The organism is Deinococcus puniceus (genome assembly GCF_001644565.1).
GTDB classification, from domain to species: domain Bacteria; phylum Deinococcota; class Deinococci; order Deinococcales; family Deinococcaceae; genus Deinococcus; species Deinococcus puniceus.
Map to the genome: position 1 here is coordinate 1,761,483 of NZ_CP011387.1, position 12,359 is coordinate 1,773,841.

General features: G+C 62.4%; 13 protein-coding genes. 5 read left to right on the forward strand and 8 right to left on the reverse strand.

Annotation, left to right across the window (positions count from 1 at the left end; translation table 11 throughout):
* Positions 1 to 65: 65 nt before the first annotated feature.
* Together SU48_RS08025 and SU48_RS08030 are read left to right on the forward strand one after the other, a co-directional pair.
* The gene (locus tag SU48_RS08025; protein ID WP_064014795.1) at positions 66 to 1,472 is read left to right on the forward strand and encodes an ABC transporter permease subunit; all 1,407 of its coding nucleotides are present in this window, start codon (positions 66 to 68) and stop codon (positions 1,470 to 1,472) included.
* Positions 1,469 to 2,845 (forward strand): sugar ABC transporter permease, encoded by a 1,377-nt coding sequence (locus tag SU48_RS08030; RefSeq protein ID WP_082869720.1) that lies wholly within the window; start codon positions 1,469 to 1,471, stop codon positions 2,843 to 2,845. Before SU48_RS08025 ends, SU48_RS08030 begins: the two co-directional genes overlap by 4 nt.
* An 82-nt stretch (positions 2,846 to 2,927) precedes the next feature.
* Here the strand turns inward: SU48_RS08030 and SU48_RS08035 are convergent, their stop codons facing one another.
* Both SU48_RS08035 and SU48_RS08040 read right to left on the reverse strand, forming a co-directional pair.
* The gene (locus tag SU48_RS08035) at positions 2,928 to 3,575 is read right to left on the reverse strand and encodes a TetR/AcrR family transcriptional regulator (RefSeq protein ID WP_064014796.1); all 648 of its coding nucleotides are present in this window, start codon (positions 3,573 to 3,575) and stop codon (positions 2,928 to 2,930) included.
* A gap of 303 nt (positions 3,576 to 3,878) precedes the next feature.
* Positions 3,879 to 4,397: a hypothetical protein gene (locus SU48_RS08040; RefSeq protein ID WP_064014797.1), complete on the reverse strand. Its 519-nt coding sequence runs from the start codon at positions 4,395 to 4,397 to the stop codon at positions 3,879 to 3,881.
* Between the two features lie 156 nt (positions 4,398 to 4,553).
* On the opposite strand from SU48_RS08040, the gene SU48_RS08045 reads away from it, so the two are divergent.
* On the forward strand, positions 4,554 to 5,939 hold the full coding sequence (locus SU48_RS08045) for an acyl-CoA dehydrogenase family protein (protein ID WP_064014798.1): 1,386 nt from the start codon (positions 4,554 to 4,556) through the stop codon (positions 5,937 to 5,939).
* A gap of 82 nt (positions 5,940 to 6,021) precedes the next feature.
* Here SU48_RS08045 and SU48_RS08050 read toward each other — a convergent pair whose 3' ends face one another.
* Complete coding sequence (locus SU48_RS08050; protein WP_064014799.1) at positions 6,022 to 7,461, reverse strand: aminotransferase-like domain-containing protein; 1,440 nt, start codon at positions 7,459 to 7,461, stop codon at positions 6,022 to 6,024.
* Complete coding sequence (locus SU48_RS08055; protein ID WP_064014800.1) at positions 7,458 to 7,775, reverse strand: hypothetical protein; 318 nt, start codon at positions 7,773 to 7,775, stop codon at positions 7,458 to 7,460. Before SU48_RS08055 ends, SU48_RS08050 begins: the two co-directional genes overlap by 4 nt.
* A gap of 72 nt (positions 7,776 to 7,847) precedes the next feature.
* On the opposite strand from SU48_RS08055, the gene SU48_RS08060 reads away from it, so the two are divergent.
* Positions 7,848 to 8,279 (forward strand): TlpA family protein disulfide reductase, encoded by a 432-nt coding sequence (locus tag SU48_RS08060; protein WP_157451124.1) that lies wholly within the window; start codon positions 7,848 to 7,850, stop codon positions 8,277 to 8,279.
* A 42-nt stretch (positions 8,280 to 8,321) separates the two neighbouring features.
* Here the strand turns inward: SU48_RS08060 and SU48_RS08065 are convergent, their stop codons facing one another.
* Positions 8,322 to 8,933, reverse strand: coding sequence for a class I SAM-dependent methyltransferase (locus SU48_RS08065; RefSeq protein ID WP_064014802.1), 612 nt, complete (start codon positions 8,931 to 8,933; stop codon positions 8,322 to 8,324).
* 75 nt (positions 8,934 to 9,008) lie between these two features.
* Here SU48_RS08065 and SU48_RS14160 point away from each other — a divergent pair, with 75 nt between their 5' ends.
* Entirely contained in the window at positions 9,009 to 9,179 is a 171-nt protein-coding gene (locus SU48_RS14160) for a hypothetical protein (RefSeq protein WP_157451125.1), read from the forward strand.
* 69 nt (positions 9,180 to 9,248) lie between these two features.
* On the opposite strand, the gene leuB is transcribed toward SU48_RS14160, so the two are convergent.
* The 3 genes from leuB to SU48_RS08080 form a co-directional block, all read right to left on the reverse strand.
* Positions 9,249 to 10,304: a 3-isopropylmalate dehydrogenase gene (gene leuB / locus SU48_RS08070; RefSeq protein WP_064014803.1), complete on the reverse strand. Its 1,056-nt coding sequence runs from the start codon at positions 10,302 to 10,304 to the stop codon at positions 9,249 to 9,251.
* Positions 10,297 to 10,887: a 3-isopropylmalate dehydratase small subunit gene (locus SU48_RS08075; RefSeq protein ID WP_064014804.1), complete on the reverse strand. Its 591-nt coding sequence runs from the start codon at positions 10,885 to 10,887 to the stop codon at positions 10,297 to 10,299. The genes leuB and SU48_RS08075 overlap by 8 nt, the downstream gene beginning before the upstream one ends.
* A gap of 196 nt (positions 10,888 to 11,083) precedes the next feature.
* A complete protein-coding gene (locus tag SU48_RS08080) occupies positions 11,084 to 12,352 on the reverse strand; it encodes a hypothetical protein (RefSeq protein ID WP_064014805.1) in 1,269 nt (422 codons plus the stop codon).
* Between the last annotated feature and the right edge of the window lie 7 nt (positions 12,353 to 12,359).

The window sequence follows — 12,359 nt, forward strand, 5'->3', positions numbered from 1 at the left end:
ATTTCAGATGACGCCCACAATGGGGCGCATTCAACCCACATTTTTTTTAGGAGGTTTACCTACCGATGACCACGTCCCTGCCTCTTCCTGCCAAGCGCACCAACGTTCCCCCGGAAGGAACCCGCGGCGTTCTGATCGCCATTCTGGTGCTGACCGTGTTGCTGGGCGGCGCGGCCCTGATCGGCTGGCTGCTGGCGAGTGCGACGGCCCGCGCCCTACCCGACGCCCCCCCGTACATGATTCTGGTGTACACGCTGGGCGCGCTGCTGGTGCTGATGCCCATTACCGGGCGGCTGGTGCCGTGGATCGCCAACTGGTTCTACCTGTTCCCCGCGCTGGTGTTCCTGATCGCGTTCACAGTGCTGCCCATCATCCTGACCGTGAATTACGCCTTCACCAATTACAGCGGCCAGAACAGCGGCAACCCGGATTCGGGCGTCAGAACGGCGGCTACCCTGAGCGCAGACCGCCGCGTGGTGACCCTGAGCGAAACGCCGGAAGCCGATTCGGTGCAGGCCTACCTGCGCTGCCGGACGGCCACCTGTGTGGGCGATACGCTGGTGCTGCTGGACGAAGACGCTTCGTCGCCCGTTCGCGCCCGCATTGCCAGCGTTCAGGGCAACAACGTGACGCTGACCGCCCCCGTCGCCGCCGGATTCGCGCTGGCCGACGTGACCCGCATCAACCGCATCGAGCGCGTGGGCCTCGCCAACTTTCAAGAGATTTTCTCCAAGGCCAGCAGCGCACTCTGGCCCGTGTTCCTGTGGACGGTCATTTTTGCGTTCTCTACGGTGGTCATCAACGGTCTGGCGGGCCTGATTCTGGGCATCCTGCTGTACAACAAGCGCCTGAAAGGCCGTAACATCTACCGCACCCTGCTGTTCTTGCCTTGGGCCATTCCCGCTGTCATCAGCGTGCAGATGTGGGTGGCGCTGTACAACCAGCAATTCGGCATCGTGAACAAGGCGCTGGGCCTGCTGGGCTTTGCCGCCGTGCCGTGGCTGAACGACCCCTTGTGGGCCAAAGTCTCTATTTTGCTGGTGAACCTGTGGTTGGGCTTTCCGTACATGATGACCGCCACCATCAGCGCGCTCGCCACCATCAACGAAGATTTGTACGAAGCCGCCTCCATCGACGGGGCGAGCCGCTGGCAGCAAATCCAGTCCATCACGCTGCCCCTGCTGCGTACCGCCTTCACGCCCATTTTGCTGTCGGGCTTCGCCTTCAACTTCAACAACTTTGGCATCATCTATCTGCTCACGGCGGGCGGCCCGGCGCAGGAAGGCCGCGAAAGTACCGCGCAGAGTACCGACATTTTGCTGTCGTGGGGCTACAACACCGCGTTCGCCAGTGCCGGGGGCCAGAACTACTCCTTGGCGAGTGCCATTGCCCTGATCATCTTTTTCCTGACGCTCGCCATCAGCCTCGTCAACTTTAAGGCCGCTGGCGTGTTCGAGGAGGCCCGCAAATGACCGCCCTTCCGACTCCCCAGAATCTGCCGCCGGGTGGCTACGTCCACAAGGAACCGGGCGCACTGCGCCGCGCCGCGCCTTGGCTGGTGGCCGCCGCCGTCGTCATCGGCTTTATCGTGCTGGGCTACTTCTTGGCCCGCAACATGGCAGGCAGGCCCAAAAGCTTCACCATCTATTTTGTCGAACGGGGCTGGATTCGCTTCCTTCTGTTCCTGCTGGCCGCCAGCGGCCTGTTGGCGCTCACCAGCCTGATCGGGCAGCGCATCGGCATGGCCCGCACCGGGCGCAAAATCAGTTACGCCGCCGTGCTGGGCGATCAACTGACGCACTTGTTCCTGATTCTGGTGGTGCTGATCGCGGTCTATCCGCTGCTGTACGTGCTGATCGCGGCTTTCGATCCCCGCAACAGTCTGTTCGCCTTCCCCAATTTCTCTGACCCCAATATCCTGTACCGCTCTGGACTGCTGCCCAATTTGCAGGTGCTGAGTTTTGAAAACTACGCCGCCCTCTTCGACGGCGTGACCATTCCCGGCTGGCAACTGGTCTTGGCCGGAGTGGTCGGCGCGGCCCTGACGGCTCTCCTCATTCTCGCCATCATGGGCCGCGTGGGCCGCGAGAGCGAACGCCTGACGCAGGCGCGGGCGTGGGCCATGCGCGCCCTCATCGCCGCTCTGGCCCTGCTGGTCATCTTTATGGTGCCGTCGCAGTTCACGGGGCAGGGCAACGAGAGCAAATTCCTGCTGTCGGTACGCAATACGCTGCTGGTGTCGGGCGTCACGGGCTTCTTGGCAATTGTGCTGAGTACCACCGCAGGCTACGCGATGGCCCGCCTACGCTTTCCTGGCCGCTTTCAGATGCTGCTGTTCTTCATTTTCATTCAGATGTTCCCAGTGTTTTTGGCGTTGGTGGCCGTCTACACCCTGATGGTGATCCTGGGCCTCGTCAACACGTTCACGGGCCTGATTCTGGCTTACTCTGGCGGCGCAATCGCCTTCAACACGTGGATTTTCAAAGGCTACGTGGAAAGCCTGCCCGAATCGCTGGAAGAAGCCGCGATGGTGGACGGCGCGACCCGCTGGCAAACCTTCCTGCAAGTGGTCTTGCCCTTGTCGGGCGGCATTCTGGTCTTCATTTTCCTGAACCAATTCATCGGCACCTACGCCGAATTTATCCTCGCCAGCATCCTCCTGACGGGCGTGGATCAGTGGACGGTGGGCGTGATGCTCCGCAGCTTTACCACCGGGCAATTCAGTACCAAGTGGGGCATCTTTTCTGCCGCCGCCACCTTGGGCGCACTGCCTATTATCGCGCTGTTCTACGGCTTCCAAGGCTATTTCGTGGGCGGAACCGTCTCGGGCGGTGTGAAGGAATAATCCAGCTGGTCTGAACGAAGTAGAAGCAGGCTCCCCGGTGACTTGGGGAGCCTGCTTCATTTGGGTTAAAACGGCGCTGCGCTTACGCTTTGGCCGTCAGACGGTCAATGGTGGCGCGTACCGAAATGGGGAACTCGGTGTCGAAATCCAGCGTCAGGAACGACATTTCGGGGTAGCGGCGCAGGGTTTCCGAGGACGGGGTCTCTTCGGTAATCTGCTGCCAGCCCACCGCCAAGGCGTACACATGCACGATGATCTTGAGGGTCAGGTCAGCCTCGAAGGGCATCTGGGCGATGACTTCTTGCAGCATCCGGCGCACGTCGCGCTTGAAGTTCAGGGTCAGTTCGGGGCGCACATTGCGCTCCAGTACCGTGCCCAGCAAGATCAGCAGGCGGCGCAGGGCCTCGTAGCCTTTAGAAGAATCGATGATGACATCGGCCACGTCGCCCGGCGTTTTGGGCTGACGCTCGGCCAGCATGCCCGTCAGGTGGCCCAACCACTGCTGCAGATGCTCGGTCAGCAGGGCCAGAAACAATTCTTCTTTGGTATCGAAGTACAGATACAGGGTGCCTTTGGCAAGTTTGGCCTCACGTGCCACCTGATTCATGCTCAGATCGGCGTAAGGCGTATTCGTCCAGAGACGTTCGGCGGCACGGAGGATATCGTCGCGGCGCTGAGATTTCTCTTCAGGGCTACGCGCACGGGCGGGACGGGGAGTTTCGCTGACCACGAGTCAGACCTTATCCTGTTAACTGTCCGGTTGGCTGTGAACTCATTCACGGTTCACTCTACCGGTTGTTCAATTAAAGACGCTGCCGCAGCACTAAAAACGCACCCTCACAGGCAATCTGCTATTCAAATCTGCTATGAGAAATATGTGCGAGATCATTCAGCATAGAGCAAAATGACGTTGAGGCGCTTGTCTGCCTAGAATGTCCCAGTAACGTTCTAATGTAAAGCGGTTGTTTCACGCCGCTTGCGCGAAGTCCTACACCCCCAATTGGGGGATGCTCCACGTTTGGGTCACTCCGGCTTAAGCCAGTCCGCAAGCCCGCTGAAGCAGCAGGTGCAGTTCATCGCGGCCCAAGCGGCGGGGAACAAGGGCCAACTGTGCAGGCAAGGTGCTGAGGCCCGGAACAGTGGGCAGATACTTAAATTCTGGACGCACGATCAGGTCACGGCCCGCCGTCAGGGCCACCACAAAATTCAATTGCAATTCAAAGTGTGCGTTCAGTTCGGCCCGCAGCGGATCGGCGTCGCCTGATAACAGGGCCAGCAGCGCCGGATGGGTTTCGAAGCCGTCTTCGAGTTGGCTCAGCAGGCGGGCCGTATCGAGGAACAGGGCCGCCCCCGGCAGCGCATACCCGGCAATTCGGCGGCGGCACAGGTCGGGCGAATCGCCGCGCACGATGCTGATTTCTCGGCCCGCCCGCAGCGCCCCGCCCAGCAGTCCCCACAGGCGGCCCAAGCTGGAATACCGTGCCAATTCCACATACCCGGCAGGTTTGGCAGGCAGCGGGCGCGTAGGACGGTCTGCTTTGGGCAGCGTCATGGGGCGGCAAAGAAGAGCGAGAAGAAGGACATAACCCATGCTAGAGGCTGTTCAGCTCGCAACCCCACGCTCTCTAAAGAATGAATAAACAACCGGGCAGCACAATCGCAGGATATAAAACTTTGTACCGAGTATAAAATATGTCAGACTAGGGGCATGACCTCTCCTGCCAAGGACGCGACGGCTTCCAATCCGATGGCCCCTAATCCGATGGATCTGCTGGCCCAGATCGATCTTCAGGCGCTGGGAAAACTCAGCGGGCGCGTAGACTTGCCCGCCCTGCTGAACGCCGCCTCCCGCATGAGCGACGGCCAACTCAAGCAACTGACGCGCATGTTGGCCGGAGACGGCGGCAAAAAGGCGGCCCTGCCCACTGCCGACGGCGATTTTTACGGCCTGATGGAGACCTTGAGCGACGATGAGCGCGAAGTGGCCGCCCAGACCAAAGAGTTTATGCACACGCACGTCGCGCCGATCATGAACGAGTACTGGAGCCGCGACGAGTTCCCCAAACACCTGATTCCTGAACTGCGGAAACTGGACTTGCTGCGTAAAATCTGGAACGAGGACGGCACGCGCAAGCCCAACGCCACCATCATCGAAGGTCTGGTGACGCTGGAGGCCTGCAAGGTGGACGTGAGTACGGCGGTGTTTTTCGGCGTGCATGCGGGCCTCGCCTTCGCCTCTATTGCCTTGGGCGGCAGCGCCGAACAAAAAGCCGAGTGGCTGCCCAAGATGATGGATTTCGAAGCCATCGGCGCATTCGGCCTGACCGAACCCGAAGGCGGATCGCAGGTGAGTCAGGGCATGCGTACCACCTGCAAACGCGACGGCGACGGCTGGATTCTGAACGGCGAGAAAAAATGGATCGGTAACTCTACGTTCAGTGACCTAACTGTGATCTGGGCACGCGACGTGGACACGCAGGAAGTGCGCGGCTTTATCGTGCGGGCCGGAACCCCCGGCTACGCGGTGAAGAAAATCGAAGGCAAGATCGCCCTGCGGATCGTGGAAAACGGGCACATTACGCTGGGAAACTGCCGGATCGAGGAACGTGACCGCCTGCAAGCCGTGCAGGGCTGGCGCACCACCGCCGACGTGCTGAAGCTGACCCGTGCGGGCGTGGCGTGGCAGGGCGTGGGCTGCGCGATGGGAGCCTACGAATTGGCCCTCACCTACAGCCAAACCCGCAAACAGTTCGGCAAGCGCATCGGTGAATTTCAACTGATTCAGAATCACCTCGTGCATATGTTGGGCAACGTGACCTCCATGTTTACCTTGTGCCTGCGCCTGTCCTACATGGCAGACCGGGGCGAGATGAACGACGAACACGCCGCACTCGCCAAGGTGTTTACCGCCGCCCGCTGCCGCGAAACGGTGGCCTTTGCCCGCGAAACCTTTGGCGGCAACGGTATTCTGTTGGAACACGGCGTCGCCAAGCACTTTGCCGACACCGAAGCGATTTACAGCTATGAAGGCACCAACGAGATCAATACGTTGGTGGTGGGGCGGGCGATTACAGGCCTCAGCGCCTTTGTTTGAGGGCCGGATTAGGTTGTAAGCCGAAATAACGGCTGAACGTGGATTGTGGAAAAGGCGAAAAACCCTGACCATGATCCACGTTTTACGTTCTACTCTCCCCCATTCTGCGCACTCCATCCCGAATCGCTTCCGGCGACAAATGCGCGTACCCCAGCAGTACGGCGGGTGGGCGGGGCAAGACGGCCAATGGGGCGGCGGGCGTGAGAGCCACATCGGCGCGGCGGGCGAGGGCCACTGCGTCGGCTTCGGTCAGGTGGGGCGGCAGGGTCACATGCACATGCAGGCCAGCGCGGGCGGGGGTGGGGTTCCAACCGGGAAGATGGGCCGCCAACGCTTCCAGCAACGTGTCGTGGCGGTGACGAATGTTCTGGCGGGCGCGGCGCAGGTGGCGGGCGTAGGCTCCAGAAGACAGGATGTCGGCCAGCGCGAGGGCGTCCAGCACACCGGGAGCGCGGTCTGTGAGGGGGCGGGTTCCGGCCAGCACACGCACTACGTCGGGCGGGGCCACCAAGTAGCCGCTGCGGGTCACGGGGGCTAGGCTTTTGCTGAAGCTCCCCAGCAGCAACACCCGGTCTGGCGCGAGGCCCTGCATCACGGCTGGGGGCCGCGCCGTGTGGTGCAGGTCGGCGGCGTAGTCGTCTTCCAGAATGAACGCTCCGCAGGCCCGCGCCCACGCGATCACGGCCCCACTGCGGGCGGCGGGCAGGGCAGCAGTGGTGGGGTACTGGCAACCGGGGGTGACATAGAGCAGCGTGGCGTGCGCGGGCAACGCGGCAGGGTCTATGCCGTATTCGTCTACGGGCACGGGCAGCAGTGTGGCTCCGGTGGCGGCCAGTGCAGCCCGCGCTCCCGGATAGGTGGGGTCTTCGGTGGCGGCCACCCGGCCCTCTTCCAAAAACACACGGGCGAGGGCGTCTAGTGCCCATTGCGTCCCGCCCGTCAACATCAGCATGTCGGGCGTGACCCGTGCGCCGCGTTCGGCATTCAGGTAGGCGGCCAGCGCACGGCGGGTTTCCAGTGGGCCGAGTTCATTCAGGCCCGGCTCAGTCGGTGAATCTGGCGGCAGGCCCAACTGACCCGAACTGGCCTGCCCTGCCCGCCGTGCCAAGGCCAAAGCCCACGCGCCCGCCGGATACAAGTCGGGCACGGGTTGGCCCACCCGGAAATCTACGGCGTACACGCCGCCCGCGTCGGTGATTCGGCCTGCGAGGGCGCGGGTGGCCCACGCGCTCAGCGGTAACGGGGGCTGAACGGCAGGAGCCACAGCCGCAGCAGGCGGCACCGCCACACGGGTTCCAGACCGTTCGCCTGCGCTCACGTACCCTTCGGCTTGAAGTTGTGCCAAGGCGTCTACCAGCGTATTGCGAGACACGCCCAACTGCGCGGCCAACGTGCGGTGTCCGGGCAGGCGTGCGCCCTGCACCAACACACCGCGCTGCACGGCGTCGCGCAGGGTGCGGGCCACGCGGGCGTGCAGCACTTCACCGGGCAGGGTGGGCAGCAACTCGGGGATGAGGGTCAAGCCCGCTCAAATTCCCGCGCCAGCCACGCCAATTGGCCGCCCTCTGCCGTGAGTGCCTGCCCCGCCACCTCCAAAAAGCGTTCGCGTGCGGCCTCGGCTTCGGCCTGAGTAACGCCGTGCGCGGCGGGGTCGGCCAGCAAGGCGCGGATGAGCGGAAACACCGGCATATCGGCGTGAACAGTACCGCCTATGATCACATCGGCCCGCCATTTCAGCAGGTAATCCAGCGCGTATGGCCCCGGCTCCAGCACGCAACCACCGGGGTAAGGGATACGGTTGGGGGCGGGGAAAGTCACGGCAGCGGTGTAGGTCATGAGGACAGGATGCACCCAGAGGCGAACATGCAGCAAGACGGGCTGTCATTCATGGGTATTCTAGAAAAGTCTATGTCCACTCAGATAAAAATTAAGCTGCCCCGCGTCTTGGGTACCGTACTGGACAAAGTGTTCAGCATGTCTGTCCCCAAAGCAGGCTCGGTCAGACCGCCACCGACAGTTCTGACTCTGACCAAGCAAACCCTGCTGTACTTCAAGGCGGAAGCGTGCGTCGGCTGCGATCAACTCGATATGTTCGTGGGGCGGTTCGCTGCGGCCCACCAACTCGATATTCGCGTCATCGATGCCCGCAGAGGTGACTTGCCCGAACACGGGTACGGCGATCAGTTGATCTTGGACGCTGATGGACGCATTCGCAAAGGCTACGGCGTCTATGCCTTTCCAACCCTGATCGTGACCGATCCACTGGGACGGATTCATGCCGCGCTGGTGGGCGGCGACATAGACGAACACACGCTTGGAGGGCGGCTGAAGCTGGCTTAGGACGAGTGGGCAGGCAACCGGAGTCAGCTTGGGCGCGGTAGTTCAATCCGTCCAGCCCACGATCAGCGCCAGTTCCAGCCACTTCCAAACTACGTCAGCGCGTGCAAAGCCAGATTCACGCAGCCACGCCACCTGATCCCACGCGGGCGCAAGCTGATTGCTGGGGTCTTCTTTGCCGCCCATGAGGTCTAAAAAGCGGGCATGTTCGCGGTCATCCACGCTGGCGACATGTTCCAAGTTCAGCAGGAGGCCGCCGGGATTCAGCAGGCCGCGCAATTCGGCGTACAGCTCGCGCTTTCTGGCATCAGGCAAATGATGGATGGCAAAGCCGCTGATGATGGCGTCGAACGTGCCTAGCGGGGGCAGGGGTTGGCTGAGATCGTGGGCCACGTAATCTACCGGAGCCGCCCAAGTGCGTTCACGGGCGGCGTCCAACATGGCCGCAGAATGATCGAGCAGCACACCCCCTGCCCCCGGAAAACGGGTCTGGGCCAGCGCCAGCAATCGGCCATCGCCGCAGCCGACATCCAGCACCCGGCGCGTGTGGGCAGGCAGGAAATCCAGCAGCAACCGCTCGCCCACGTCGCGTTGAGGAATAGCGTCCTGCATGGCGAGGTAAGCGGCGGCATAGGCGGTATCACGGTATTCGGTCATGGTGGGATTCCTTGGTGGGATACGGAGTGTGGGCGTCTCATTGCTACCTGACCGTCAGACAAGTAGGCTGTGTTTATGCCTAACTTCGGCCCCATCGAATTGATCGTGATCCTGACCATGCTGGCCGTCATCGTTGGCGTGGTCATGTTGGTGATCAAACTGATTGAGCGGGCCAGCAACAGCGGCCAACGGAGCCGTATAGAAACGCTGGAAAACCGCGTGCGGGAGTTGGAGAACAGGCCGTAAACAAGTGGGGCGAAAGCACTTGGCCTCCGCCCCATTCTCAAATCTGCCTTTGCTTAACCGACAGTGGGATTAACCGACGCTGGGGCTGCCCATCGCGTTCAGCACGGCGCGGGTAAAAGTTTTGGTATCGGCCTTGCCGCCCAGATCGGGCGTGGGATGCTCGCGCAGGGCCAACGCCACAGCGCGGTCTATCTGGTTGGCGGCGTCGCTGCGCTTGAGGCCGTGCCGCAGCAGCATTCCGGCGCTCATGATGGCGGCGGCGGGGTTGGCAATCCCCTTTCCAGCAATGTCGGGGGCGCTGCCGTGAATCGGCTCGAACAGGCCCGCGCCGTCGCCTAAGCTGGCGCTGGGCATCAGGCCGAGGCTACCGGGAATCACGGCGGCGAGGTCAGACAGGATGTCGCCGAACAGGTTTTCGGTCACGATCACGTCGTAGCGGCTGGGGTCGGACACAATCAGCATGGCGACGCTATCAACGTATTCGTGGTTCAGGTGAATGTTGCGGTAGTCGCGGTCACGCAGGGCGGTCACATCGCGCCGCCACAGTTCGCTGACTTCCAGCACATTGGCTTTGTCCACGCTGGTCACGCGGCCCCGGCGCTGTTCGGCGGCCCAAAACGCCACTTTCGCCACGCGCTCCACTTCGGCGGTGGTGTAGCGCATGGTGTTGTAGGCGGTGTCGCCCTCGATCTTGCGGTCTTGGTCGAAGTACACGCCGCCCAACAGTTCGCGCACGATCAGGATGTCTACGCCCCGCGCCAATTCGGGCTTGAGGGGACTGAGATGCTCCAGCCCCGGCTGCACGCGGACGGGCCGCAAGTTGGCGTAGCAGCCCAGCAGTTTCCGCAGCGCCAGCAGGCCACTTTCGGGGCGCAGGGGGCGGGGCAGCAGGTTCCACGGGCTGTTGTGTGCGCCGCCCACCGTACCCAGCAGCACCGCGTCGGCATCGGCCAGCGCGTCACGGGTGATGGGGGGCAGCGGGTCGCCGTACTGGTCGTAGGCTCCGCCCCCGATGGCGTGTTCTTCAAAAGTCACGTCTGGGGCCACTTCACGCAGCACTTCTACGGCGGCGGCGGTGACTTCGGGGCCAATCCCGTCTCCGGGCAAGATCACGATTTTAGGCACGGTGGGCCTCCTGTTTGGCGTCTTGGTCAGCCTCGTGGCCGGGGTGGCCGTGTCCCGCTTCGGTGCTGGCCGCGTTCAACGTTCCGGCTTCCAGCGCCGCCTGATCGTGGTCGCGCATGTATTCCAGCCAGCCGCCCGCTTTTTGCACGTCCAGCGCAAACTGGGCTACCGGCACGAAGGTCAGCTTCTGACCCGTGCGGAGGTTGGCAATCGTGCCGCCGATCAAATCCAGATCGGCCTCGTCGCCGTCCTGAAAGGCTTCCACGATTCCGGCACATTCCAGCGCCAGAAACCCGTTGTTGATAGAGTTGCGGTAATAAATCCGCGCAAAATTTGGGGCGATAACCGCGCCGATGCCCGCGCCGCGCAAGGCCCAGACCGCGTGTTCCCGGCTGGAACCGCAGCCAAAGTCCGCGCCCGCCACGATGATGTCGCCCGGTTGCACCCGCGCCGCGAAGGTCTTGTCGTAATCCTCCATCGCGTAGGGGGCCAGTTCCGCCTCCACGTCGGTGGTCAGGTGGCGGGCCGGAATAATCTCGTCGGTGTTGATGTGGTCGCGTCCGAAGACATGAACTTTGGGCATAGGGGGTTCCTTTTTGGGGGTGGGGGAGTCTAAGGGTCTAAAGGTCGAGGGTCTGAGGTGCAAAGAGTAGGGATTTTGGGTGAACCCCCCCGTTGCTTTGCAACGCCCCCCCTTATAGGGGAGGACAAAGCTGTTGCGCTCCCCTTAAGGGGGGCTGGCTGCGGAGCAGACTGGGGGGTTTGCACGCGACGCCAACTTAATTCAGAGGCCGAGCAGCACTCAACTCAGCGGGCAATTCTTCGGCATACAAGTCGTGCCACGTCTCGCCGTCGAAGGTCAGCTCGGATTCTATAAACGCCTGCGCGAGTGGGTCAGTGTCGGTCAGGGCGTCTACTGGAATATCGAGGCGCACCGCCGTCGGCACGGGCAGCGTTTCCACTTCGTTCAGGTCGGGGTATTCGTCGGCGAAGAGTTCCAGCAGCAGATTCTCTGTCCAGTCGGCCCAGCGTTCGGCGTGGCCTGCGCCTGTGGCCTGCATCAAATCGGCGCGAATTCGGTCTGCTTGGTCGGCGGGCACGTCGTCGTCTTGCCATTCCACGCGGCCATCGGCAAACACGGTCACCGTTACGGTCTCAACGTCCAAAAACTGGCTCAGTTCGGGGGGCAGGGAGTCGCCCAGCCGCGCGGCGTCGGGGTCGTAAGTAATCCACTCTTCGCCGTCGAGCGAGTAGCCGGAGCCTGCCGGATCTATATGCAGTTCCAGCCCACCCACTTGGGCAAACGGTGTGCCCAGCGGTGAAAGCAGCAGCGCAGGCTCGCGCAACTCGAACAGGCTGCGCTTCAGCACAGGCGCGGTGGGTTCGTCTTCGTCCACCTGTTCGGCGTGCAAAGCGGCCCATTCTTCGGGCGTCTGGCCGTGCCACTCGCTCGCCAGTTCTTCCAGCACTTCCAGCCATTCTTCAGGCGGTTCGGGGTCGATAGTGACGCGGCCCTGCTGCCCGTCTTCGCCCTGCGCCTGCTCTATGCGGAAGGTCGCCACCACTTTGCCCAGCCCGCCCGCTGCGGGGTGCTGCATCAGAAATTCCAGCGCCCGGCGGGGATCGGTATTGGCCGGAAACGATTCCCAGCGCACGCCGTCGGCAGAATGCGTTTGCTGGCGTAGGTGCAGCACGCCGCCTTCCAACGGAATATGCGTGTAAGTGTTGGCATCTTCGGGGAGCGCCGTGCCCAGCGCCAATTCGCCTACATAGCGGCGGTGCGGCGGCACGGGAATGGCCTGCACGTCATCGGCGGTTTCCAGCAGGCGATCAGGGCGACCTGCCATCACGTAGGAAGTCCGGTAGGCACTGTCCCACAATGGCCCGGTGGGCTGAGTCTCGCGCAAGGCGTCTACGATCAGGACTTGCAGCGCGGCTTCCTGTGGCCCCCGGTTCAGGGTCACATTGCCGCTGGTGTCCAGATCGGCTTCGAAGGGATGCACGGTGGGCATCAGGCCCAATTGTTTACGGCGTTTGGCGTCTCCCATATCAGTT

Coding starts and splice junctions, on each gene's coding strand:
- SU48_RS08025 (WP_064014795.1), top strand. CDS start 66: ATGACCACGTCCCTGCCTCTTCCTGCCAAGCGCACCAACGTTCCCCCG.
- SU48_RS08030 (WP_082869720.1), top strand. CDS start 1,469: ATGACCGCCCTTCCGACTCCCCAGAATCTGCCGCCGGGTGGCTACGTC.
- SU48_RS08040 (WP_064014797.1), bottom strand. CDS start 4,397: ATGACGCTGCCCAAAGCAGACCGTCCTACGCGCCCGCTGCCTGCCAAA.
- SU48_RS08045 (WP_064014798.1), top strand. CDS start 4,554: ATGACCTCTCCTGCCAAGGACGCGACGGCTTCCAATCCGATGGCCCCT.
- SU48_RS08055 (WP_064014800.1), bottom strand. CDS start 7,775: ATGACCTACACCGCTGCCGTGACTTTCCCCGCCCCCAACCGTATCCCT.
- SU48_RS08060 (WP_157451124.1), top strand. CDS start 7,848: ATGTCCACTCAGATAAAAATTAAGCTGCCCCGCGTCTTGGGTACCGTA.
- SU48_RS08065 (WP_064014802.1), bottom strand. CDS start 8,933: ATGACCGAATACCGTGATACCGCCTATGCCGCCGCTTACCTCGCCATG.
- SU48_RS14160 (WP_157451125.1), top strand. CDS start 9,009: ATGCCTAACTTCGGCCCCATCGAATTGATCGTGATCCTGACCATGCTG.
- SU48_RS08075 (WP_064014804.1), bottom strand. CDS start 10,887: ATGCCCAAAGTTCATGTCTTCGGACGCGACCACATCAACACCGACGAG.
- SU48_RS08080 (WP_064014805.1), bottom strand. CDS start 12,352: ATGGGAGACGCCAAACGCCGTAAACAATTGGGCCTGATGCCCACCGTG.